The organism is Streptomyces sp. NPDC043996 (assembly GCF_056435225.1).
Map to the genome: position 1 here is coordinate 10,256 of NZ_JBWKEY010000027.1, position 19,607 is coordinate 29,862.

General features: G+C 72.4%; 17 protein-coding genes and 1 pseudogene. 11 read left to right on the forward strand and 7 right to left on the reverse strand.

Annotated elements, in window-relative coordinates:
- Positions 1-428 precede the first annotated feature (428 nt).
- Together AC07A4_RS41080 and miaB are read right to left on the reverse strand one after the other, a co-directional pair.
- Complete coding sequence (locus tag AC07A4_RS41080) at positions 429-1,151, reverse strand: class III extradiol dioxygenase subunit B-like domain-containing protein (protein ID WP_478609659.1); 723 nt, start codon at positions 1,149-1,151, stop codon at positions 429-431.
- A 92-nt stretch (positions 1,152-1,243) separates the two neighbouring features.
- A complete protein-coding gene (miaB, locus tag AC07A4_RS41085; RefSeq protein ID WP_478609746.1) occupies positions 1,244-2,752 on the reverse strand; it encodes a tRNA (N6-isopentenyl adenosine(37)-C2)-methylthiotransferase MiaB in 1,509 nt (502 codons plus the stop codon).
- A gap of 286 nt (positions 2,753-3,038) precedes the next feature.
- Here miaB and AC07A4_RS41090 point away from each other — a divergent pair, with 286 nt between their 5' ends.
- Positions 3,039-3,815 carry an SAM-dependent methyltransferase gene (locus tag AC07A4_RS41090; RefSeq protein WP_478609748.1) on the forward strand — a complete coding sequence of 259 codons (777 nt, stop codon included), beginning with the start codon at positions 3,039-3,041 and terminating at the stop codon, positions 3,813-3,815.
- A gap of 89 nt (positions 3,816-3,904) precedes the next feature.
- Here AC07A4_RS41090 and AC07A4_RS41095 read toward each other — a convergent pair whose 3' ends face one another.
- Complete coding sequence (locus AC07A4_RS41095; protein ID WP_478609661.1) at positions 3,905-4,852, reverse strand: MBL fold metallo-hydrolase; 948 nt, start codon at positions 4,850-4,852, stop codon at positions 3,905-3,907.
- A 166-nt stretch (positions 4,853-5,018) separates the two neighbouring features.
- Here AC07A4_RS41095 and AC07A4_RS41100 point away from each other — a divergent pair, with 166 nt between their 5' ends.
- Positions 5,019-5,504, forward strand: coding sequence for a MarR family winged helix-turn-helix transcriptional regulator (locus AC07A4_RS41100; protein ID WP_478609664.1), 486 nt, complete (start codon positions 5,019-5,021; stop codon positions 5,502-5,504).
- A gap of 60 nt (positions 5,505-5,564) precedes the next feature.
- Complete coding sequence (locus tag AC07A4_RS41105; RefSeq protein ID WP_478609667.1) at positions 5,565-6,560, forward strand: TAXI family TRAP transporter solute-binding subunit; 996 nt, start codon at positions 5,565-5,567, stop codon at positions 6,558-6,560.
- Here the strand turns inward: AC07A4_RS41105 and AC07A4_RS41110 are convergent.
- Positions 6,550-7,998: a sensor histidine kinase gene (locus tag AC07A4_RS41110; RefSeq protein WP_478609670.1), complete on the reverse strand. Its 1,449-nt coding sequence runs from the start codon at positions 7,996-7,998 to the stop codon at positions 6,550-6,552. The two genes, AC07A4_RS41105 and AC07A4_RS41110, sit on opposite strands and share 11 nt — an antisense overlap.
- A 9-nt stretch (positions 7,999-8,007) precedes the next feature.
- Positions 8,008-8,697 carry a response regulator transcription factor gene (locus AC07A4_RS41115; RefSeq protein WP_478609672.1) on the reverse strand — a complete coding sequence of 230 codons (690 nt, stop codon included), beginning with the start codon at positions 8,695-8,697 and terminating at the stop codon, positions 8,008-8,010.
- A gap of 362 nt (positions 8,698-9,059) precedes the next feature.
- Here AC07A4_RS41115 and AC07A4_RS41120 point away from each other — a divergent pair, with 362 nt between their 5' ends.
- The 8 genes and pseudogenes from AC07A4_RS41120 to AC07A4_RS41155 all read left to right on the forward strand — a co-directional run bounded on the left by AC07A4_RS41120 (position 9,060) and on the right by AC07A4_RS41155 (position 15,913).
- Entirely contained in the window at positions 9,060-9,836 is a 777-nt protein-coding gene (locus AC07A4_RS41120) for an amino acid ABC transporter ATP-binding protein (protein WP_478609675.1), read from the forward strand.
- A 94-nt stretch (positions 9,837-9,930) separates the two neighbouring features.
- Entirely contained in the window at positions 9,931-10,767 is an 837-nt protein-coding gene (locus AC07A4_RS41125; RefSeq protein WP_478609678.1) for a glutamate ABC transporter substrate-binding protein, read from the forward strand.
- A gap of 92 nt (positions 10,768-10,859) precedes the next feature.
- On the forward strand, positions 10,860-11,525 hold the full coding sequence (locus AC07A4_RS41130; protein ID WP_478609681.1) for an amino acid ABC transporter permease: 666 nt from the start codon (positions 10,860-10,862) through the stop codon (positions 11,523-11,525).
- Positions 11,522-12,424, forward strand: a complete 903-nt coding sequence (locus AC07A4_RS41135) for an amino acid ABC transporter permease (RefSeq protein ID WP_478609684.1) — start codon at positions 11,522-11,524, stop codon at positions 12,422-12,424. The genes AC07A4_RS41130 and AC07A4_RS41135 overlap by 4 nt, the downstream gene beginning before the upstream one ends.
- Before the next feature lie 183 nt (positions 12,425-12,607).
- Positions 12,608-14,200 (forward strand): annotated as a pseudogene (locus tag AC07A4_RS41140) (FAD-dependent monooxygenase); the annotation flags it as partial.
- Positions 14,201-14,762: 562 nt separating this feature from the next.
- Positions 14,763-14,849, forward strand: a complete 87-nt coding sequence (locus tag AC07A4_RS41145; RefSeq protein ID WP_478609751.1) for a putative leader peptide — start codon at positions 14,763-14,765, stop codon at positions 14,847-14,849.
- 69 nt (positions 14,850-14,918) lie between these two features.
- Complete coding sequence (locus tag AC07A4_RS41150) at positions 14,919-15,464, forward strand: cupin domain-containing protein (protein WP_478609687.1); 546 nt, start codon at positions 14,919-14,921, stop codon at positions 15,462-15,464.
- Between the two features lie 32 nt (positions 15,465-15,496).
- On the forward strand, positions 15,497-15,913 hold the full coding sequence (locus tag AC07A4_RS41155) for a rhodanese-like domain-containing protein (RefSeq protein WP_478609753.1): 417 nt from the start codon (positions 15,497-15,499) through the stop codon (positions 15,911-15,913).
- A gap of 211 nt (positions 15,914-16,124) precedes the next feature.
- Here AC07A4_RS41155 and AC07A4_RS41160 read toward each other — a convergent pair whose 3' ends face one another.
- Positions 16,125-18,683 carry an FtsX-like permease family protein gene (locus tag AC07A4_RS41160; protein WP_478609690.1) on the reverse strand — a complete coding sequence of 853 codons (2,559 nt, stop codon included), beginning with the start codon at positions 18,681-18,683 and terminating at the stop codon, positions 16,125-16,127.
- Positions 18,680-19,519, reverse strand: a complete 840-nt coding sequence (locus AC07A4_RS41165; protein ID WP_478609693.1) for a helix-turn-helix domain-containing protein — start codon at positions 19,517-19,519, stop codon at positions 18,680-18,682. The genes AC07A4_RS41160 and AC07A4_RS41165 overlap by 4 nt, the downstream gene beginning before the upstream one ends.
- Positions 19,520-19,607 lie beyond the last annotated feature (88 nt).

Here is a 19,607-nt window from a genome sequence, read left to right on the forward strand (position 1 = left end):
AGCCCCACCGGCGCGCAGCCAACACACTTCGAGCATCACGCCCCTTCAGCGCCACCGGCACGCGGCCAGCGAGCCGTCGAACGCGAGGCCGCACAGCGTCACGGACACGCGGGCAGCGAGCGACGGACACAGGGCCCCTCAGCCCCACCGGCGCGCAGCCAACACACTTCGAGCATCACGCCCCTTCAGCGCCACCGGCACGCGGCCAGCGAGCCGTCGAACGCGAGGCCGCACAGTTCCGGGCACGCGGCCATCGAGGCGTCGAACGCAGGCCGCACAGCTCCACGGACACGCGGCCAGCGAGCGGCGGACACAGGGCCCCCAGCCCTACCGGCACACAGCCCGAGCGCAACGAGCACAAGCCCCCTCAGTGCCACCGGGACGCGGCCAGCGAGCACGGCGGGTGGCGCCCGCCGCCGCGGCCCCGCCTAGGACCAGGCCGCCACCAGATAGCCCACGCCGTACGGCGCGTCGTCGAAGAGCAGTTCGCCGCGCAGGCCCGCGCCCTCGGCGGCGCCCGCGAGCACCTGCCAGGGCGCGCGGCCCGCCGCCTTCAGCTCGGACGCCAGCTCGGTGTCCAGTGCCTTGAGCGCCGCCACGTCCGCCGCGCCGAGCGCCTCGGCGATCTGGGCGTCGAAACCCTCCGCCCGCTCGTCGAGATACCCGGGCGCCTTGAGCGTGCGGCACGCGCTGGCGTCGCCCATCACCAGCATCGCCACCCGGTCGGCACTCGCTGCGATGCCCTCCCCGCTCTGGATACACCGCTCGGCCTCCAGAGGTTCCCCCACACCGAGGCCTTCCACGGGGGCGGCGGCCCACTCCGTGCGGTCGAGCAGCCACGCGGCCACGGCGAGGGACGCCGGGAGCCCTCGCTCCGGCGCGGCGGGACGCCCCTCGGGCGGGCCCCCGAGGGTGACGTCGAGGTCCACGCCGAAGCCGCGGAACGATCCCGGAGCACCCTGTGGGTGCGGGCCCTGGCCGCTCTGGCCGGCCGGTCCGACGACCACGAGGAGGTCGGGCCGGGAGGCCGCGAGGACGGCGATCGCGTCCGAGCACGCCGCGCGCGCGGCGTCGAGCTCGGGCGCGGCGCCCGCTGCGACGTCGGGCACGAGCAGGGGCGGACAGGGGCAGACGGCTGCGGCGACAAGCATGATCCGCAGCGTAACGCGCCCCGCTGACAGCGGCGCGCGCGGTCAGCGGGGTCGTCGGACGGCCCGAGGGACAGGCGCCGGGCGCCGGTCCGTCAGTCGCGGGCGCAGGCGTTGGCGGGCGCGACCGGCAGGGGCTCCGGGACGCCGACCGTGGGCAGCCCGAGCAGCACACCCGCGGGCTTCGCGGCCTCGGTGGCGTTGCGCTTCTCCCAGGCGTCGCCCGCGCGCGTGCGGCGCACGTCGAGCACGGCGCCCTCGGCGAGGAGGTGGTGCGGCGCGGCGTACGTCACCTCGACGGTCACCACGTCGCCGGGGCGCACCTCGGTGTCGGGCTTGGTGAAGTGGACCAGGCGGTTGTCGGGGGCGCGGCCGGACAGGCGGTGCGTGGCGCCGTCCTTGCGGCCCTCACCCTCGGCGACCATCAGCTCCAGGGTGCGGCCGACCTGCTTCTTGTTCTCCTCCCAGGAGATCTCCTCCTGGAGGGCCACCAGACGCTCGTAGCGCGCCTGCACGACCTCCTTGGGGATCTGGCCGTCCATCTCGGCGGCCGGGGTGCCGGGCCGCTTGGAGTACTGGAAGGTGAACGCCTGCGCGAAGCGGGCCTCACGGACCACGTGCATGGTCTGCTCGAAGTCCTCCTCGGTCTCCCCGGGGAAGCCCACGATGATGTCGGTGGTGATGGCCGCGTGCGGGATGGCGGCGCGGACCTTCTCGATGATCCCCAGGTAGCGCTCCTGGCGGTAGGAGCGGCGCATCGCCTTCAGGACGGGGTCCGAGCCGGACTGCAGCGGCATGTGCAGCTGGGGCATCACGTTCGGCGTCTCGGCCATCGCGGCGATCACGTCGTCCGTGAAGTCGCGCGGGTGCGGGGAGGTGAACCGGACCCGCTCCAGGCCCTCGATCGCGCCACAGGCCCGCAGGAGCTTGCTGAAGGCCTCGCGGTCGCCGATGTCGGAGCCGTACGCGTTGACGTTCTGCCCGAGCAGGGTGATCTCGGAGACGCCCTCGGCGACGAGCGCCTCGATCTCGGCGAGGATGTCGCCGGTCCTGCGGTCCTTCTCCTTGCCGCGCAGGGCGGGGACGATGCAGAAGGTGCAGGTGTTGTTGCAGCCGACGGAGATCGACACCCACGCGGCGTACGCGCTCTCGCGGCGCGTGGGCAGCGTGGAGGGGAAGGCCTCCAGGGACTCGGCGATCTCGATCTGCGCCTCTTCCTGGACGCGGGCGCGCTCCAGGAGGACCGGCAGCTTGCCGATGTTGTGCGTGCCGAAGACGACGTCGACCCAGGGGGCCTTCTTGACGATGGTGTCGCGGTCCTTCTGGGCCAGGCAGCCGCCGACGGCGATCTGCATGCCGGGCCGCGAGGCCTTCCTGGGGGCGAGGCGGCCGAGGTTGCCGTACAGGCGGTTGTCGGCGTTCTCGCGGACCGCGCAGGTATTGAAGACCACGACGTCGGCGTCGCCGTCGGAGCCCTCGGGCGCGCGCACGTACCCCGCGCCCTCCAGGAGACCGGAGAGCCGCTCGGAGTCGTGGACGTTCATCTGGCACCCGTAGGTGCGCACCTCGTAGGTCTTCAATCCGCCCACTGCTCCACCAGCCACGTCGACTCCGCTCACCCGTCCAGGGTAAGGGCTTGGATCAGTAGGCCGTACGGACCGGCTCCCAGGGCCCGCTCCGGGGGCGTGTGGCGGGCGCTCGCCCCGTCCGGGGAGCGGGCGGGTCGGCGATCGGCAACTCTCCCCGCTAGATTGCGTGTTGGCAGTGGCGCGGGTCGTACGCGCCGGCCCACCCCTCGCGCCAGGAGGCGATCACGTGACCGCGAGCCCGTCCCCCCACGCCCCCCGGGACCCGTCCCCCAAGGACGCCGCTGACGCGGTCCGGAGCCGGATCAACACCGCGCAGCCGCACACGGCCCGGATCTGGAACTACTGGCTGGGCGGCAAGGACAACTACGCGGTCGACCGGGAGGCGGGTGACCGCATCCGCGAGCTGCACCCCGGCATCGGCGACTACGCGCGCGCGGACCGCCTGTTCCTGGGGCGTGCCGTGCGCCATCTGGTGGCCGACTGCGGCGTGCGCCAGTTCCTCGACATCGGTACCGGACTGCCGACGGCGGACAACACCCACGAGGTGGCCCAGCGGATCGCCCCGGAGTCACGCATCGTCTACGTAGACAACGATCCGCTGGTGCTCACGCACGCGCGTGCCCTGCTGACCAGCTCTCCCGAGGGGCGCACCGACTACCTGGACGCCGACATGAGGGACGTGGAGACGGTCCTGGAGCACGCGGCGCGCACCCTGGACCTCAGCGAGCCGGTCGCGCTGATGCTCCTGGGGGTCGTGATCTTCGTCGACGACGACAAGGAGGCCTACGGTCTCGTACGCCGCCTCATGGACGCCCTGCCCGCCGGGAGCCATCTGGTCCTGTCGCACACGATCACCAGCCCGGCGATGCCGGACGTGGACGCGGCGGTGGCCTTCTGGAACGAGCACGGCACCCCGAAGCTGACCCAGCGCACCCCGGAGCGGGTGGCCCGCTTCTTCGAGGGCTTCGACCTGCTGGACCCCGGAGTGGTGTCCTGCTCGCGGTGGCGCCCGGAGGACGCCGCCGAAGGACTGCCGGACGAGGTGGCGATGTACGCGGGCGTGGCCCGCAAGGGCTGAGCCGCCGGTCAGGGCGGGTGGGTCGAACGAGGGTCCCGGATGCCCGGGCAGGGAGGCGGGGCCCGGACCGCGCCCTCCTAGAGGGCCGGTCAGTCGAGCGGGGCCCAGACCGTGCGCCCCTGGGCGTCCCGTTCCGCCCGGCCGAACACGACGTCCGCGAAGTGGATGCCGAAGCCCAGCGTTCCGGGCTTGCCCAGTTCGTCGACGAGCCGCTTCCGGTAGTCGGCGGCCTCGGCGCGGTCGTGGTCGACGGCCGCCGACCACTCCGGGTGGGTGATCTGCACCGGCGAGTGCAGCGCGTCACCGAAGGCGAGGAGCCGCTCGCCGCCCGAGGCGATCTCGTAGGTCACGTGGCCCACCGTGTGGCCCGGCGTGAGGAGCGCCCGTACCCCTGGGAAGACCTCCTCGCCGTCCGTGACCGTGCGCGCCTTCGGCGCGAGGACCGCGAGGACCTCCTCGGTCGCCCCGTGGCTCTCGGCGAGGTGACGCTGGTCCCACTCGGGCTCGCCGAAGAGGTAGGCGGCGCGGGTGAAGGCGGGCTCGGTGCCGCCCGGGGCGGGGCTCCAGGCCCAGCCGATGTGGTCGCCGTGCAGATGCGTGAAGGCGACGGCCTCGACGGTGGCCGGGTCACGCCCGGCCTCGGCGAGGCTCGTGAGCAGTTCGCCGCTGGTCAGGGCGCCGATCCGGTCGTTGTCCGGGGCGTCGGGGAAGGTCATGGGGCCGAAGCCCGCGTCGATCAGCAGGGCCCGGTCGCCGTGCTCGACGAGCAGCCCGCCGACGCTGGCCACGAGGTGCCCGTTCTCGTCCAGGTGATCGGCGTACGCCTCCCAGTCCGCGTCGGTGGCGTCCGGCAGCCAGCCGCGCGGCTTGAGCCCCACGGCCCCGTCGGCCACGTAGCTGATCCGCAGGTCGCCGAGGTGGAAGGTGCGGGTGCGGGCGGGCCTGCGCAGCCGCGCCCCGGTGTCTTCCGGTCGCGGCCCCGCAGTGCCTTCGGTGCCTTCGGTGTGCTCCGGGGCGGTGTTCTCGGACGTGGGCATAGGCCCTCCAGGGCAGTCGGTTCAGCCATCGGTTCAGCCGTCGGCGCGGTCGTGGTTCCGCCGTCGGCGCGGTCGTGGTTCCGCCGCGCCACCGAAACGTTAGAGCTAGAACCATTCGAGTTGCAACCATTCAAGTTGGATGAAGCGAGTGAGTAGGCTGGGCGCCATGGCGAACACGCGCAGGAGCTCCCAGGAGGGCGACCAGGAGGTCCTCACGGCGCCGGGAGCGCCGGAGGCGGCCGAGAGCCCCACCGCGGCCGACTGGCGCGTCTGCGGCCTCGTCAACGCCCTCGCCCGGCGGATCGAGGCGCATGTGCGCGAGCACGCCGCCACGGTCGGCCTCACCGCGCCGCAGGCCGTCGCCCTGCGGGAGCTGACCGCCCCCATGACGCTGCGGGAGCTCGCGGAGCGGATGAGCTGCGAGCCGTCGAACGCCACGTTCGTCTCCGACCGGCTCGAGGAGCAGGGCCTGGTCGAGCGCCGCCCCCACCCCAGCGACCGCCGGGCCAAGCAGCTGATCCTCACCCCCCAGGGCAGCGCCCTGCGCGAGCGCCTCCTCGCCCTGCTCTCCGAGCGGTCACCTCTCGGCCCCCTCTCCGACCAGGAGCAGGACACGCTCCAAGAGCTGCTGCTGCGGGCCGTGGTGCGCTAGCGCGGCCGCCGGAGCCCCGGCCCTGGTCACCGCGGCGAGGGGAATGGCAGGATCGCGGCCATGTGCACGCCGCCGCCCCGCCTCAGCCGACGACGCGCCCTCCAGGGCTCGGCCGTCGCCTTCGTGGTATTCGGGCTGCTTCTGTGGTGGCTGCTCCCGGTGGGCGAGGAGTCGCCCCGGGGGCGGATGGACTTCAGTACGGGCGTCAAAGGCGCCGTCTACGAGACGTACGGGAAGCTGCTGCGGGGCGCCGTCGCCAAGGAGATGCCCGACGTCGACATCGACCTGCGCAACAGCCAGGGGTCGCAGCAGAACGTCGAGCGCGTGGCCACCGGGCAGGCCGACTTCACCATCGCGGCGGCCGACGCCGTGGAGAAGTACCGCCTCGACGGCCGCCCCGGCGCGGACCGGCTGCGGGGGTGCGCGCGGCTCTACGACGACTACGTGCACATCGTCGTGCGCCGCTCGTCCGACATCGAGTCCGCGCGGGACCTGCGCGGCAAGCGGGTCGCCGTCGGGCAGCCGCGCTCCGGTGTGCATCTGATCGCGGACCGCGTCCTCCAGGCCGCGGGGCTCGACCTCGACAAGGACCTCACGGCGCTGCCCGTCGGCATAGACACCGCGCCCGAACTGCTGCGGCGCGGCAAGATCGACGCCTTCTTCTGGTCGGGCGGGCTGCCGACGACGTCCGTGCGCGAGCTGTCCGAACGCCTCAGCATCCGCCTCGTGCCCCTCGGTGACCTCGTGGACGCCCTGCACCGGCAGGGCCGCGAGTCCCGCTACTACCGCGCCGCCGTGATGCCCGCCGACGCCTACCCCGAGGCCCAGCGGAACGCCTCCGTGCCGACACTCGCGGTGGCCAACCTCCTGGTGACCACCGACCGGGCCGACCCCAAGCTCACCGAGGGCCTCACGCGCGCCGTCATCGACAGCCGGGACCGCATCGGCGCGCGCGTGCACGCGGCGCAGCTGGTGGACCTGCGCACGGCCCTGTACACGCACCCCCTGGCCCTGCACGAAGGCGCACGGCGCTACTACCGCTCGGTCAAGCCCTAGGTCCCTTCTGGCGGATCGCCGCCTCGCGCTCCGCGGGCGCCTGCCGGGGCACGCCGACCGTCACCTTCAGGCCGTGCGGTTCGTGGCGCTCGTACGTCAGTGAGCCGCCGCCCGCGGCGAGCAGCGCGCGGGAGATCGACAGGCCGAGGCCGGACCCCTTGACGTTCTGGTGGCGGTTGCTGCGCCAGAACCGGTCGCCGATGCGGGCCAGTTCGTCCTCGGCGAGTCCGGGGCCGCCGTCGGTGACCGCGACGGTCGTCGCGCCGTCCGCCGAGGCGACCCGCACCTCGACGCGCTCCCCCTCCGGCGTGAACTTCAGGGCGTTGTCGATCACCGCGTCCAGGGCACTGGACAGCGCGATCGGGTCCGCCCAGCCGGTCGTCGCCGGGCAGTGCCCCTCCAGGCGCACGTCCCGCTCGTCGGCGAGCGGGCGCCAGGCCGCGACCCGCTCGGCGGCCAGTTCGCCGATGTCGGTGAGCTGGAGGTCGGCGGCCGCGTGCTCGGCGAGCGCCAGGCCCAGGAGGTCGTCGAGGACCTGGGCGAGGCGCTTGCCCTCGGTGCGCACCGAGGCGATCTCCTCATTGCCCTCGGGCAGTTCGAGGGCCAGCAGTTCGATGCGCAGGAGCAGGGCGGACAGGGGGTTGCGCAGCTGGTGGGAGGCGTCGGCGACGAAGGCGCGCTGCTGTTCGAGTACGTCCTCGACGTGGTCGGCCATCTCGTTGAACGAGCGGGCAAGGCGGCGGAGTTCCGGCGGTCCGCCCGCCGCCGCGACCCGGGAGGCGAGGCGCCCGGTGGCGATGTCGTGCGTGGTGGCGTCGAGGACCCGTACCGGGCGCAGCACCCAGCCGGTGAGGCGCAGCGCGGCGCCGACCGCGAGGAGCATGGCCGCCGACTCACCCGCCCCGATGAACATCCAGCCGCGTACCGTCTTGGCGCGCATGCGGTCGGTGGGCGACTCGGTGACGACGACGGCGACGACGTCACCGTCGCGGATCACCGGGGTCGCGACGACGATCCGGCCGTCGTCCTCCCAGGGCCACACCTGGGGCGGATCGTGGCTGCCGCGGGAGCGCAGGGCCTCTTCGAAGGCGTCGCGCACGGGGTGGCCCTTCGCGGGCAGGAACCAGCCGCTCGGGGCGTGCGCCATGGGGAACCGGTCCCGGAAGAAGACACCCGCTTTGATGCGGTACACCCGGTGGTAGTAGTCGAGTTCCTTCTGGAGGGTCTCGCGCCGCTCGTCCTTGTCGAGGACGCGCGAGCCGGAGGGCCGCTTGGTGACGAACTGCGCGAGCGAGGCGAAGCGCGCCGTGTCGTCGATGCGGTCGACGACGACCTTCTGCTGCTGCGCCGACGCCACGCTCACCGCGAGCGGGACGCCAAGGGCGAGCAGGACGCCCGCCATCAGGACGATGAGGAGCGGCAGGAGTCGGGCGCGCACCTGGGCCCGCTACGACGCCGGGGCGACGAGCCGGTAGCCGACTCCGCGCACCGTCTCGATCAGGGCGGGCATGTGCAGCTTGGCGCGCAGGGACGCCACATGGACCTCCAGCGTGCGCCCCGTGCCCTCCCAACTGGTGCGCCACACCTCACTGATGATCTGTTCCCGCCGGAAGACGACGCCGGGCCGCTTGGCGAGCAGCGCGAGCAGGTCGAACTCCTTGCGGGTGAGCTGCACCCTGGCGCCGTCCACACTCACCTGACGGGTCGGCAGTTCGATGCGTACGGCGCCGAGCCGCAGTTCAGTCTCTACGGGGGGCGCGGCGGCGTCGGCGGACGGGCGCCGGGTGACCGCGTGGATGCGGGCGATGAGCTCCCCTGTGTCGTACGGCTTCACTACGTAGTCGTCGGCCCCGAGGTTCAAACCATGGATGCGGGAGCGCACGTCAGCGCGGGCCGTCACCATGATGACCGGGGTCGCGGTGCGCTTGCGGATCTTGCCGCAGACCTCGTAGCCGTCCTGGTCGGGGAGGCCGAGGTCGAGCAGCACCACTCCGTAGGGTGCCGCTTCGCACGGCAGGAGGGCCTGGAGGGCCTCCTCGCCGTTGCGCGCGTGGGTGACGGCGAAGCCGTGCCGGGCCAGGACCGCGGACAAGGCGGCGGCCACGTGGTCGTCGTCCTCGACGAGCAGCAGTCTCATGCGGCCCTCCTCCAGCCCATCGGCCCCCCTGTAGTTCACTGATCGTTCCGTTCCCGCTCTCACCGGGTCCACGCCCGCTGCCGGGGTGTCGCCTACGCGCGCGTGCGCGCGGTCCCAGTCGTGTGCCGGACGCGCTCCGCGCGCCCCAAGGCATCCACGCCGATGGATAAGGACCGCGTCAAGGCCCTTCGGGTCACGGACACGTTCCGTTATGCACCCGGTACGCAGACGGGGCGCCCTCTTCACACGGAGTGTCCGGTTGCGGCCGGATCGTTATGCTCAATTTCCCCTCAGATGTAATGACGCTGGTCGCACCGGGTTACTACTGTCCTCCCAACCCGAGGAGGATGGAGCAACAAGCCGTGACCGAAGTATCGGTGACCAAGGACGCCATACCGGCGGCGGACGACCTTGTCGTGCTGAAGGACGTCAACAAGCACTTCGGCGCGCTGCACGTCCTCCAGGACATAGACCTGACCATCGCCCGCGGCGAGGTCGTCGTCGTGATCGGCCCCTCCGGGTCCGGCAAGTCGACGCTGTGCCGCACGATCAACCGCCTGGAGACCATCGACTCCGGCGCGATCACGATCGACGGCAAGCCGCTGCCCCAGGAGGGCAAGGAGCTCGCGAGGCTCCGCGCGGACGTGGGCATGGTCTTCCAGTCCTTCAATCTCTTCGCGCACAAGACCGTGCTTGAGAACGTGATGCTGGGCCAGGTCAAAGTGCGCAAGACGGCCAAGGCAGAGGCGGAGGAGAAGGCCCGCGGCCTGCTCGACCGCGTGGGCGTCGGCACCCAGGCCGACAAGTACCCCGCGCAGCTCTCCGGCGGCCAGCAGCAGCGCGTCGCGATCGCCCGCGCGCTCGCCATGGGGCCCAAGGTCATGCTCTTCGACGAGCCGACCTCGGCGCTCGACCCCGAGATGATCAACGAGGTCCTCGAGGTGATGCAGCAACTCGCCCGCGACGGCATGACGATGGTCGTCGTCACGCACGAGATGGGCTTCGCCCGGTCGGCCGCCAACCGCGTCGTCTTCATGGCGGACGGGCGGATCGTCGAAGAGGCCACACCGGACCAGTTCTTCAGCAACCCGCGCAGCGACCGTGCCAAGGACTTCCTCTCGAAGATCCTGCACCACTGAGACAGCGCACGGGCTCCCGCGCGCGGGAGGCCACACCGGACGTAAGACGCCTGCCGGCGTCTCCCCACCTCCGCCGAAACGAAGGATGTTCACCATGAAGGTTCGCAAGGTCTCCGCGGCAGCCTCGGTCCTGCTCGCGCTCTCCCTCACCGCCACCGCGTGTGGCGGCGACGACAAGGACGACAAGGGCTCCGGCGGGGGCGACAAGATCACCATCGGGATCAAGTTCGACCAGCCCGGCCTCGGCCAGAAGACGCCGGACGGCAAGTACGAGGGCTTCGACGTCGATGTCGCCACCTACGTGGCGAAGAAGCTCGGCCACAAGGCCGACGACATCGAGTGGAAGGAAGCCAAGAGCGCCGACCGCGAGACGATGCTCCAGCGCGGTGACGTCGACTTCATCGCGGCGACCTACTCGATCACGCCGGAGCGCGAGGAGAAGGTCGACTTCGCGGGTCCGTACCTGCTCGCCCACCAGGACGTCCTGGTCCGCGCCGACGACAAGTCGATCAAGTCGCCGAAGGACCTGAACAGCAAGAAGCTCTGCTCGGTCACCGGTTCGACCTCGGCGCAGAACGTCAAGGAGAAGCTGGCTCCCAAGGCCCAGCTCCAGAACTACGGCGCGTACTCCCAGTGCCTGACCGGCCTGCAGAACGACGCCATCGACGCGCTCACCACCGACGACTCGATCCTCGCCGGTTACGCCGCGCAGAAGAACTTCCAGGGCAAGTTCAAGCTCGGCGGCTTCAAGATGACCAACGAAAACTACGGGATCGGCGTCAAGAAGGGCTCCGACCTCAAGAAGAAGATCAACGACGCGCTGACCGCGATGGTCAAGGACGGGTCGTGGGACAAGGCCGTGAAGGACAACTTCGGCCCGGCGAGCTACAAGAACGAGCCCGCCCCGAAGATCGGCGACATCGTCAAGTAAGCGGGACGTGAGGGGCGTGCCGCTCGCCACAGCGGCACGCCCCTTCGCCCTCTACGCGGAAGCTGTCCCTCTACGCGGAAGCGCGGGAGAACGTGTTCGACTTTCTTGAAGGCTATGACCTGTGGGGGGCCTTCTGGGAGACGGTGAAGCTCACCGGACTCTCAGCGGTCGGCTCCCTGATATGGGGAACCGTGCTGGCGGGCATGCGCGTCAGCCCCGTGCCCCTGATGCGCGGCTTCGGAGCCGTCTACGTCAACGTCGTGCGGAACATTCCGCTGACCATCATCATCGTGTTCACCTCGCTCGGCCTGAACCAGACGCTCGGCATCACCTTGGGCTCTGAGGACTTCGCCACCATCAACTTCCGGCTCGCGGTGCTCGGTCTGACCGCCTACACCGCCGCCTTCGTCTGTGAGGCGCTGCGCTCGGGCATCAACACCGTGCCGATGGGCCAGGCGGAGGCCGCCCGGGCACTCGGGCTGAGCTTCACGCAGGTCCTCACACTCGTCGTGCTCCCGCAGGCCTTCCGCTCGGTGGTGGCCCCGCTCGCCAACGTGCTGATCGCGCTCACGAAGAACACCACCGTGGCCGCCGCGATCGGTGTCGCCGAGGCGGCCCTGCTGATGAAGGGCATGATCGAGAACGAGGCGCAGACGATCGCGATCGCCGCCGTCTTCGCCTTCGGATTCATCTGCCTCACGCTCCCGACCGGTCTGATCCTCGGCTGGGTCAGCAAGAAGGTGGCGGTCAAGCGATGAACTCCGTCCTCTACGACGCCCCGGGCCCCCGCGCCAAACAGCGCAACATCATCTACTCGGTGGTCTTCGTGATCGCCGCCGGCCTGGTGGGCTGGTGGGTCTACAACGCCCTCTCCGACAAGGGCCAGCTCGACTGGGAGAAGTGGAAGCCCTTCTTCACGGACAGCAGGGCCTGGACGACGTACATCTGGCCCGGCCTGGAGAACACGCTCAAGGCGGCCGCGTACTCCATGGTCATCGCGCTGCCGCTGGGTGCCGTCCTGGGCATCGCGCGCCTCTCGGACCACCTCCCGGTGCGCATCGTGGCCGGCACGATCGTGGAGTTCTTCCGCGCGATCCCGGTCCTGATCCTGATGCTGTTCGCCAACGAGGCCTTCTCCAAGTACAGCGATGTCTCCTCCGACGACCGTCCCATGTACGCGGTCGTGACCGGTCTCGTCCTGTACAACGCCTCCGTGCTCGCGGAGATCGTACGAGCGGGCATCCTGGCCCTGCCCAAGGGCCAGACCGAGGCGGCCAAGGCCATCGGCCTGCGCAAGAGCCAGACCATGCGGTCCGTGCTCCTGCCGCAGTCGGTCACGGCGATGCTGCCCGCGATCGTCAGCCAGATCGTGGTCATCGTGAAGGACACCGCGCTCGGCGGCGCCCTGCTCACGTTCTCCGAGCTCCTCTCGACGGTCAGCACGATGAGCGGCTACTACGGCGCCAACGTCATCGCCAGCTTCACGGTCGTCGCGGTGATCTACATCGTGCTCAACTTCGCCCTCACGTCGTTCGCGAGCTGGCTGGAGCGGCGGCTGCGGCGGGCCAAGAAGTCCACCGGCGCGGTGGTACCCGCGGCCGCCGTGGAAGGCACCGCGACCACCGGCGCGGGCGGCGGCCTGGGCGGCGGCGCCTGAGCCGACCGCCGGGCGCTCACCCGATGATCTGCAAGAACGAAGGCAGTGGCGTCCGCGCCACTGCCTTCGTCGCTTGACGCAAGCACCGGCAGTGGGTTGCATACGTTCTGTGATCGTGCACCGGGCTTCAACCGCCATTTCCTGTACGTACGTCCCGTACCGTCGGGCGGAGGGGCGCGCCTCGTGGACCCGGTGATCGTCGTCGGCGCCGGCCCCGTGGGCCTCACGCTCGCCCTGGCCCTCGCGCGTCACTCGGTCCCCAGCGTCGTCCTGGACGAGGGGCCCGGCAAGGACGAGCAGCGGCCCGCGCGGACCGTCGTGCTCCGGGAGGACACGGCCGCCCTCGTCGAGCGTCTCGCCGGGCTGTCCTTCGGGAGCGCGGAGACGGGGGCGCGTTGGAGCGGCTGGCGGTCGATGCGCCGCAAACAGGTCATGCGGCAGCTCACGTTCAGTGACGAAATGCCCTCCCCGTTGCACGTGCCGCAGCATGTGCTCACCGGGGCCCTGCGTGACGCGATCGCCGACGAGCGCCTGGTGAAGGTCGCCGTCGAGAACAAGCTGGACGCCCTGGAGCAGGACGCCTCGGGGCTCACCGCCCATACGCGCGGCCCCAAGGACACCTGGTGGCGCGGCAGTTACCTGGTCGGCTGCGACGGGCCCCGGTCGACGGTCCGCAAACTGCTCGACGTCCGCTTCCCCGGGCGTACGGCGGTGGAACGACACGCCGTCGCCGCGCTGCGGACGGAACTTCCCTGGCCCGGTGAGGCGTTGTTGCATCGAAGCCCGCCCTGGCACGGCGGGGGCTCGGAGGTGACGGCGCGTCCGCTCGCGGGGGGAGTGTGGCGGATCGACTGGCTGCTGCCGCCGCGCGGCGACCTGGTGACGCCCGACGCCCTCGTGGCGCGCGTCCGGGAGACGCTCGGTGGCTGGTCGGGGGGCGCCACACCGCCGTACGACCTGCTGGACACCGGCGTGCACACGGTCCACCACCGGCTGGCCCGCCGGTGGCGCGTCGGGCGCTGCTTCCTGGCCGGTGACGCCGCCCACCTCCTCGGCGCTCTTGGCACGCAGGGCCTGGACGAGGGCCTCAGGGACGCGGACAACCTCGCCTGGAAGCTGGCCCAGGCCTGGCACCACGGCCCGCACCGGGGTCTCCTTGAGAGCTATCAGACCGAGCGGCGCGCCGCCGTGACCGCGCGCCTGCGCGCCGCCGACCAGTCGCTGCCGCTGCTGCGCGGCGGCGGAGGACTGCGCTCCTACGTGCCGGGGGTCGCGCGCGGGCAGGACACGCTGCTCACGGACGGTCATGTGGGGCGCGGCCAGCTGGGCGCGCCGGGGGCGTACGCCAATTCGCCGCTGACGCCCGGAGCGACGGACTCCACGGTGGCGGTCGCCACGGAGCCGGGCGCTCCGGTCGTGGACGTGCGCGTGACGGCGCCCGACGGCTCCTTCGTACGCCTGCGGGAGCGGCTCGGCCGCAGCCGGCTCCTCGTCGTGCTCGTGGCGCCCGGCACGGTCGTGTGGGACCGGCGGCACTGGATGCAGGCCGGGCTCATGCCCCGCCTCGCCGCCGCCGTGACCGCGCTGCCGTGCGCCGCCGAACTCCTCGTCGCGGAGAGTTACCCCGGCGCGGCGGCGCACACGGTCCTGCTGGTGCGCCCGGACGGCCATCTGGTCGCCGCGCTGAGCGGCGTGCGCCCGGCGGAGCTGTACGCGGCCGCGGAGGCGGCGCTGGGCAAGCTGGTCCCGGACGAGCCCGCGAACGCCGGGCCGAAGGGGGCCAAGGCCCGGGAGGGCCGGTCCGGCCAGGGCGCGGGGAAGGCGGGACGCGAGGACTCCGCGCGCGCGGGAGGCGCGTCCGGCGAGGCGCGCGGTGCCACGCCCGGCGAGACCGGCGGCGGCACATCTGGGGAGACCAGCGGCGGCACGTCCGGCAGGACCGGTAGTGGCACGCCCAGCGGAACCGGCAGTGGCATGCCCGGCGGAACCGGCAGTAGCGCGCCAGGTGGGGCCGTCGGCGGCAGCGCGGCCAAGGCGCCCGGCGCGCCCGAAGGCGCCACGCCCGGCACGAGCGGCCGTGGCCCCAGGACCTCCGGCCCCACACCCGCGCCCGCCCCGAGCCACGAACTCGACATCGTGACGGAAGAGGAGGACGCCGCCGCGTCCGGCGGACGCCCCGGCGGCGGGGGCTCCGCGGGGCGCGGCCCCGGCCCCCGACCGGGGCACGGCGCTCGCCCCGCGCCCGGGGACGGCGGCCGTCCGACCGGCGGAAACGACCGGCCGCCCGCATGATGAACACGAGTTGACCGCTTCCCACGGCCATGGTCTACTCCCGACCATGACCGACACCGCTGTCCGTTTGTGGCGGAGGGTCCATATGGACCTCGTCCGCTATGCGGGCTGCGTGTGTCAGCCGTCGAGCTGAATTCGCCAATTCCCTTTCTCGCGCGCCCTTCTGCCGCGCGCTGTTCAGCGAACTCACCGGACGGTCTTCATGTCTGCGTCTGCCTCCAGCTCCGCCTCATCCGCCGCGCGCGTTCCGGCGCCCGCGCCCACCTCCGCCGACCTCCTCGGCTTCGTGCGGCGCACCGCCGACGACGCCGGTCTCGTCGCCTCGCTCCCCCTCGACCCGGAGGGCCGCACCTGGGTGCGCCTCGAAGGGCCCGGCGGCAGCGAGGCCTGGCTGATCAGCTGGCCACCCGGAACGGGCACCGGCTGGCACGACCACGCCGAGTCCGTCGGCGCCTTCACCACCGCGCGGGGTGCCCTCAAGGAGCACTCCCTCGCCGCCCGGCTGCCCACCGACGGCTGGAAGACCCTGGAACTCACCGAAGGCATCGACCGCGAACGCCACTTGACGGCCGGACAGGGCCGGGCGTTCGGCCGCAACCACGTCCACGAGGTCCTCAACGAGTCCGCCACGGAGCACGCCATCTCCGTGCACGCCTATTACCCGCCACTGCCGCAGATCCGCCGGTACAGCCGCACCGGAGCCGTGCTACGCCTGGAGCACGTCGAGCGTCCGGAGGACTGGCAGTGAACGCGGGCCTGGAGTTGAACGGCACCCCGGGTGTGCCCCCGGCCCCGGTGGTCGCCGAGGAGTCGCACGCCCCCGTGGGAATAGACGAGTTGCTGGCGCGGGTACGGAGCGGCCTCGACCGGGTCACACCACCCGAGGCCCACGCCATCAGCCGCTCGGGCGGCCTGCTCGTGGACATCCGGTACGCCGAACTGCGCGAACGCGACGGCCTGATCCCGGAGGCCCTCGTCGTCGAACGCAACGAACTGGAGTGGCGCCTCGACCCCCAGGGCAGCCACCGCGCCCCCGAGGCGGTCGGCCACGATCTGCGGATCATCGTCGTCTGCAACGAGGGGTACGCGTCGAGCCTGGCGGCCCACTCCCTGCACCAGCTCGGACTGCGCCACGCGACCGACCTCATCGGCGGCTTCCAGGCGTGGAGGGCGGCCGGGCTGCCCGTGGCTTCGTAGGACGGCACGGTGCGTGGGTACGCGCGCGTGGGCGCCCCGTTCCCCTCCGAAGACGGCGGGTAAGGGGCGCCCATCCTGGTGCACGGTCCTTACTTGCCTGTCGACCGTGCCGTTTGCTGGGGCGCGCTGCGGGAAGCGTGCCCCGGGGGGCGCCGCGGGTGGTGCGTCCCGGGGGTGCGTCGCGGGGGTGCGTCCCGGGGGGGGCGTCGCGCTACTCCTTGGCCGTCGCCACCGTGACCGGCAGCGGTCGCAGGGCGGCGCGCCCCGGAAGCGCCGTCGCCGTCAGAGCGAGCAGGCCCGCGACGGCGACCACCGCGACGTACAGCAAGGGCAGGGCCACCGGTGCCGCCGAGCCGGTCATACCGACGCTGAACGCGGTGAGGACGGCGAGGGAGATACCGCTGCCCAGGGCGGTCGCGATGAGCAAGACGGCCAGGGCCTCGGTGCGCAGCATGCCGAGCACCTGGCGGCGCGTGGCGCCCGCGAGCCGCAGCAGCGCGAACTCCCGTACGCGCTCGGAGACCGACATCGCGAGCGTGTTGACGACGGCGATCGCGGTGAACGCCAGGACCAGGCCCATGGCGAGGAGGTTCACCTCGGCGTTGGCCTGTCCACGCTCCGCCTGGAGGCGGTCGACGGCGGCCGGGGACCGCACCTGGACGGCGGGGAACTTTCGCAGGGCCGCCGCGAGTTGGTCCTTCGTACGGTCGCTCTTCACGAGGGCGGTGGCGGCGAGCGGGTTGTCGACGTGGCGGGCGACCAGGTCGTGCGCCAGCGTCAGATCACCGAAGCCGAGCCCGCGCGCATAGACAGCGACGACCTTCACGGTGGCCGGTGTGCCGTCGCCGAGGGTCAGCTTCAGGGTGCTGCCGGGCTTGAGCCCGAGCTGGTCGGCGGCGAGTTCACTGACGGCGGCGGTGCCCGCGCCGAAGGACGCGAGGGAGCCTTCGGTGACGTCCGGGTCCCAGGTGCGGGTGAGGCCCACCGGGGTCACGCCCTGCGTCGGGTACTTGTCGAGCCCGACGCGCACGGTGGTGCGGACGACCTCGGTGACGGCCTCGACGCCGTCGGTGGCCCGCAGCAGCCGCGCGGCCCCCGACGGCACGCCGGGGCCTTGCGCGGCGAGGGCCCAGTCCGCGCGGACGCCGTCCCGCACCTGGTCGCGGGCGGCGGCGTTGAGCGTGGGCTGAGTGAAGAGGACGGTGCACGTCATGCCGACGAGCAGCACGAGCGGGGTCACCACGGCGGCCATGCGGGACGCGTTGCCGCGCAGGTTGGCGTGGGCGAGACGGCCGACGGGACCGGTGCGCCGCAGCACGAGCCCGAGCAGCGCGGCCGATGCCTTCATGACGAGCGGCCCGAGGAGGGCGATGGCGGAGGCGAGCACGATGACGACGAGGAACGTGACGGGAGTCGACGCGGGTTCGGTGCGCAGCACGCTGAGCACCCCGACGAGAACGAGCCCTCCGGCCAGCAGCACGAGTCCGGCGGCGATCCGCCCCCAGGAAGGCAGCGCCCGCTCCACGTGGGCCTCGGCCAGTGCCTCGCCGGGGCGGATGCGGGCGATGCGGCGGGCCGAGACCCGGGCGGCGGCCCAGGCCCCGAGCAGCGTCGCGGCGACGGCGGCCAGCGGCGGGTAGACGCTGACGACCCGGTCGAGCGTCGCCGGGACCACTCCCCTGTCCATGAACTCCCCGTACAGCAGCGCCCCGAGCGGTATGCCCGCCAGCGCGCCGAGCGCTCCGGCGGCGACTCCGACGACGAGGGCCTCGCGGCCAAGGAGCGCGCGCAGCTGCCGGGGGCTCGCGGCTACGGCCCGCAGCAGGGCGAGCTCGCGGTGGCGCTGCTGGATGGACAGGGCGAAGGTGCCGACGACCACGAGGATGGCGACGAGCAGCGACGTACCGCCCATGGCGCCGCCCATGCTGATGAGCTTCACGCGGGCGCCCGCCGCATCGAGGAACTCGACGGGGCCACGGCCGTCGCCGCTGGTGACGCGCGCGGTCGTGCCGTCGAGTGCCTTCTTGACCGCTTCCTTGAGCGCCGTCACCGACGTGCCCGTGGCCGGTACGACGCCGATGGCGGTGACGCGGCCGGGGTGGGCGGCGAGCCGCTCGGCCTCCGGCGTGGAGAAGAACAGCGAGGTCTGGTGCGCGAGCGCCGTCTGCCCTCCGCCGTGCCGCGTGGGCGCGGCGATGCCCGTGACGCGGTACGTGCGCGGGGCCCGCGTCGACTGGACGGTGAGCCGGTCGCCGGGCCGCAGGCGGGCTCGGTCGGCGAGGCCCCGGTCGATGACGAGGTCGGCGGCGGCCCGCGGGGCACGGCCGTCGACGATCCGGAAGGGGGTGAGGGCGGCCGACGCCCAGGCGTGCCCGTATACGGGCCGGTCCGGGTCGGGTGCCGCTGCGGGTGTCAACGGCTCTGCCAGGAAGGTGAGTTCAGGGATGACCGCGCGGACCCCGGGCACGCCGTCGAGCCGCTCGGTGAGGCTGCGGGGCAGCCAGGCCCGCTCGGCGATGGGCTTCGCCTTGTGCTTGACCTTGGTCTTGCCCTTCTTGTGCTTGACGGTGGTCTGGTGCACGTTCTGATCGGCGGAGACCAGCACGGGGGCGGCGGCGTAGCGCTCGGTGCGGATGGTGCCGCGCAGGCCCGTCTCCAGGAGTGTGCCGCAGGCCGTGATGAGCGCGGCGGCGCACATCAGCGCGACGAAAGCCCCCAGGAACCCGCCCTTCCGGTCGCGGATGGTCCGCAGTGCGTAGCCCAGCATCATGGCGTCTCGGTCTCTTTTCGGTTGTCGGAGGGCACCGGGGCGGCAGGGGTGGCTCCCGGGTCCTGCGCGGGTGCGGGGAAGGCGAGGAGGCGGGTGAGAACGGTGCGGGCCCCGGGCGGGGTGTCGGCGTCGGGGCGCTTGTAGCGGTTGAGGAGGGCGATGTACTCCTCGAAGAACGCGCGCAGTTCGTCCACCGTCAGCCGCATGGTGCCGCGCGAATATGGGAAGGCGTCGGCCCATTCGTCGGCTTCGGGGCCGCCGCTCTCCCGCTGGAGCTGTTCGAAGAGCTCCAGGTCGGCGGCGTACGCCAGGTGGTTGAGCTCGTCCATGACGAGCCGTGTCTCGGGGCTCTGCTGGCTGCGCGGCGGGAAGCGGCGGTCTCCGGGGACCGCGCGCCACCAGCGCTCACGCCCGCGCCCGGACTGCCGCGTCTCCTCGACGAAGCCGTATCTGGCGAGCTCCCGCAGGTGGTAGCTGGTCGCTCCGGTGTTGAGGCCCAGCGCCCGGGCCAGCGTCGCGGAGGTGGCGGGCCCGTGCACGGTGAGGTGCTGGAGCATCTGCTGCCGCCGGGGCTGCGCCAGCGCCTTGAGCACACGCAGGTCGCGCAGCTCCTCGGGGGCGGGGGCGGGGGCGCTGCCGGGGACGGGGGCGCGGTCGGGTGCGGCGCCCTCGGGCTTGGCACTTTCGCTGGCGGCGCCGCTGCTCTCAGCGGCCTCGCCCTTGGCGGCCCTGGGTGCGTCGGCACCGCGTCCTGGTGCGTCCGCACCGGCTTCTGGTGCGGCGACACCGGCCTCAATGGGGCCGGTGGCGTCCGTTCTCCCCTGGTTGTGAACCATGCGTACACAGTCGCCTGTGCACAGGTTCCTGTGCATGGTGGCGGCCAGGTGTCTTCAACGGGGGTTATCCCCAGTACGGGGAGGGGAG

Coding starts and splice junctions, on each gene's coding strand:
- AC07A4_RS41080 (WP_478609659.1), bottom strand. CDS start 1,151: ATGCTTGTCGCCGCAGCCGTCTGCCCCTGTCCGCCCCTGCTCGTGCCC.
- AC07A4_RS41095 (WP_478609661.1), bottom strand. CDS start 4,852: ATGCCCACGTCCGAGAACACCGCCCCGGAGCACACCGAAGGCACCGAA.
- AC07A4_RS41100 (WP_478609664.1), top strand. CDS start 5,019: ATGGCGAACACGCGCAGGAGCTCCCAGGAGGGCGACCAGGAGGTCCTC.
- AC07A4_RS41105 (WP_478609667.1), top strand. CDS start 5,565: ATGTGCACGCCGCCGCCCCGCCTCAGCCGACGACGCGCCCTCCAGGGC.
- AC07A4_RS41115 (WP_478609672.1), bottom strand. CDS start 8,697: ATGAGACTGCTGCTCGTCGAGGACGACGACCACGTGGCCGCCGCCTTG.
- AC07A4_RS41125 (WP_478609678.1), top strand. CDS start 9,931: ATGAAGGTTCGCAAGGTCTCCGCGGCAGCCTCGGTCCTGCTCGCGCTC.
- AC07A4_RS41135 (WP_478609684.1), top strand. CDS start 11,522: ATGAACTCCGTCCTCTACGACGCCCCGGGCCCCCGCGCCAAACAGCGC.
- AC07A4_RS41145 (WP_478609751.1), top strand. CDS start 14,763: ATGACCGACACCGCTGTCCGTTTGTGGCGGAGGGTCCATATGGACCTC.
- AC07A4_RS41150 (WP_478609687.1), top strand. CDS start 14,919: ATGTCTGCGTCTGCCTCCAGCTCCGCCTCATCCGCCGCGCGCGTTCCG.
- AC07A4_RS41160 (WP_478609690.1), bottom strand. CDS start 18,683: ATGATGCTGGGCTACGCACTGCGGACCATCCGCGACCGGAAGGGCGGG.
- AC07A4_RS41165 (WP_478609693.1), bottom strand. CDS start 19,519: ATGGTTCACAACCAGGGGAGAACGGACGCCACCGGCCCCATTGAGGCC.